Raw genomic sequence first — 2,957 nt, 5'->3', positions numbered from 1 at the left:
TTGAGCTTGCCCATCGTATCGACGATCAGGATTTCGTCATCAGCTTGCAGTATGCCTTTCGTCCACCACTGACAGCGCAGCCCCGATCGCGCAACCACGTCGTTGACTTCGCCGAGGCGATCCAAGTGTCGTGGCACGAGCACGAGCCGCAGATCCGCGTATTGGCAACGGAGGGTCTGAAACGCCTCGATCAGAACCGCCTCCTCCCCGGGACGCGTCGACCCGCAGACGAAAAGTCGCTTTCCCCGCCAGGCACCCACTCGCTCATCAACTTCATGCATGAGCGGCGCCTCCGGCGGCTGGTAGTCTTCCTTGATCGAGCCGACAACTTCGACCCGCTCGGCACGCGCACCGAGTTCGACGATCCGCTCGGCATCCTGCGCGCTTTGCATCCAGAACGCTTTGCACTCCTGCAACAACGGCACGAAGATCGGCTTGAGCGCGCGATAACGATGCAATGACTTCTCCGAAATGCGCCCCGAAACCTGCGCGACGGCAACCGCCTGTTCAAGTGCCGCTTCCAATAACACCGGCCACAACTCGGTCTCGATCAGGATCACCCCCCGCGGTCGGAAATAGCGCAGGTAGGAGCTGGTGACGCGCCGCAGATCAAACGGATGATAACAGATAAAATCCGGTCGCACCGCCGCTCCTTCGGCGTGCCGTTTGCCGGTAGCGGTCGTCACCGACAGCAGGACTGGCCGCTTGGTGCGAGATTTGAGACGCGCCGTCAACTTCAGCGCGATCGTCACCTCCCCCACCGACGAGGCCACCAGCCAGAGGGGATGGCTGCGCCGCGCCTGTGGCGGCAGTCGTAGCGCCAGCCGCTGCCAATCGCCGCTGCCTCGCAGCAAACTGCGGAAGAACGCCGCGACCGTGAGCGGCACGACGTAGACAAACGTGAAGCAATGATACAGAAATCTCATCGGCAATACGCCTCGGCGATCAGCGCGGCCGCGCGTTTCGAGGCGCCCGGTTCACCCAATTTCGCGCGCACCGACTTCAGCGCCGTCGCAACCTGCTCCGCCTCGTGCCGATCGCTGATCATGCGCCGGCAAAACGCGGCCAGATTCGCCGGTGTCATTTCACTCTGTAAGTACTCGGGCACAATCGGCTTTCCGGCAACGATATTTACCAGCCCGACCTGCCGCAGCCTGATTACGCGTCGCGCGATCTGATACGTCAGCCAACCGGTGCGATACACGACGCAAAACGGCCGCCCGCACAGCGCGGCTTCCAGCGTTGCCGTCCCCGACGACACGATCGCAACATCGACGCTGCGCAGTAATTCGTACCGTTGGTCAGTCACATGCTGAGGCGCAATCCCCGCTGCCCGCTCCGGTTCGCTGTAGCTCTCGGCCGGCAATTCCGCCCGCACCGCCGTCATCGCCCGTAGATTCGAATAGTCCGCCGCCAGCAGCTTCATCGCGTCCAGCATGATCGGATAGTGCTGTGTCACCTCGGTCTGACGCGAGCCGGGCAAGAGCGCGATCAGCGGAGCATCGTCTTCCATATGGCGCCGCGCGCGGAAATTCCCGCCGTCGCTGCTGTCGGAGATGTGATCCAGCAGCGGATGCCCGACAAATTCACAGCGCACCCGCGCCTGGTTGAACAGCTCCTTTTCAAACGGCAGAATCGACAGCAGCAGATCAACATTGGCCTCGATCTGCTGAATCCGTCCCGGCTTCCACGCCCAGACCTGCGGCACGATATAGTACACCACCGGAATCGCGCGCCGTTTCAGCTCCGCTGCCAATCGCAAATTCATTCCGGGATAATCAACCAGGATCGCCAGACGCGGCCGCTCGCTGTCGATGGCGGCGAGTGTGGCCTGGAAAATGCGGCGAAAGTGCAGGATCCGTTTCGCTACCTCCCAAAATCCCGCCACGGCCAGATCGCGCACATCGTAAAGTAAATCCGCCCCCTGCTCCCGCAGCAACTCCCCACCCAATCCGAAGACCTCCAACCCGGCACAGCGGACTTTTAGTTCACGAAAAACCGCGGCCGCATGAAGATCGCCCGAGGCCTCTCCCGCCGCGACAAAGACTCTGGTCATGTCCGGATTCGATTCAGGCTTTCGAGAGCCGCCGCTTCGATCTGTTTGGCCAGAGCCAGCGCCGCCGTGCCCTCGCGGCCACCGATTCGCACCGGCCGGTCGTTGCGCACCGCATCGACAAAAGCGGCGATCTCCGCTGTCAACATGTCGTAATCGGCATAGCTCAACTGCCGGAACAAAATCCTGCGGCCGGTCGGTTCGTGCTGCAGCATCGGGAAATAACCCTCGCGCGGCTGCGCTTCGGCCAGCGGCGCCAGGACAAAATGCTCGCCCGACTTTTTCAGCATATCCACCGACAAGTAGTTATCCTTCGCGAAGAATCGCAGCTTGCGCATCTTCTGCACCGAAATCCGCGACGCCGTCAAATTCGCCACCGTCCCGTTCGCAAATTCGATGCGCGCATTCGCGATGTCGGGCATGTCGCTGACCACCGACACTGCCGAGGCTCGCACCTCCTGCACCGGCGCCGGCACCAGGCTCAGAATTAGATCGATGTCATGAATCATCAGCTCCAGAATTACCGCCACACCCAGTCCCCGAGCGCTGAACTGCGACAGCCGATGCCCCTCAATAAATCGTGGCGTCTCCTTCAGCAAAGCGAAAGCCGAAGTCGCCGGATTGAAGCGTTCGATGTGACCGACCTGCAGCTTCAACCGCAGTTCTTCGGCCAGTTTGGTCATTTCCTCGGCTTCCGCCACCGTGGCCGCAATCGGTTTCTCGACCAGCACATGCTTGCCCGCCCGGAGTGCCCGCAACGTTTCTTGATGATGCACCTCCGTCGGCACGACGATCGACACCGCATCCACCAGCTCCAGCAACTGCTCGATCGACGTGCACGCCGTGCAGTGATTGGCTTCGGCCGTCGCCTTGGTCTTGTCGGGGATGATGTCAAAAACGCCCG

The 2,957-nt window shown here is 61.5% G+C and carries 3 protein-coding genes; all 3 read right to left on the bottom strand.

What is annotated here, in order from left to right:
* Nucleotides 1–926 (bottom strand): hypothetical protein (locus IT585_14210; protein MCC6964402.1); only part of this gene is annotated, 926 nt, incomplete at its 3' end.
* Nucleotides 923–2,056: a lipid-A-disaccharide synthase gene (gene lpxB, locus IT585_14205; GenBank protein ID MCC6964401.1), complete on the bottom strand. Its 1,134-nt coding sequence runs from the start codon at nucleotides 2,054–2,056 to the stop codon at nucleotides 923–925. The genes lpxB and IT585_14210, both read right to left, overlap by 4 nt.
* Nucleotides 2,053–2,957 (bottom strand): Gfo/Idh/MocA family oxidoreductase (locus IT585_14200; GenBank protein ID MCC6964400.1); only part of this gene is annotated, 905 nt, incomplete at its 5' end. The genes IT585_14200 and lpxB, both read right to left, overlap by 4 nt.

It is taken from the genome of Candidatus Zixiibacteriota bacterium, from assembly GCA_020853795.1.
Classification (GTDB): Bacteria; Zixibacteria; MSB-5A5; order CAIYYT01; family CAIYYT01; genus JADJGC01.
The sequence above is the reverse complement of the archived record's forward strand: the minus strand, read 5'-3'. Positions and strand labels throughout refer to the sequence as shown.

Bases quoted from the DNA above. Each gene is read 5' to 3' on its own strand.
- lpxB (MCC6964401.1), bottom strand. From the start codon at position 2,056: ATGACCAGAGTCTTTGTCGCGGCGGGAGAGGCCTCGGGCGATCTTCAT.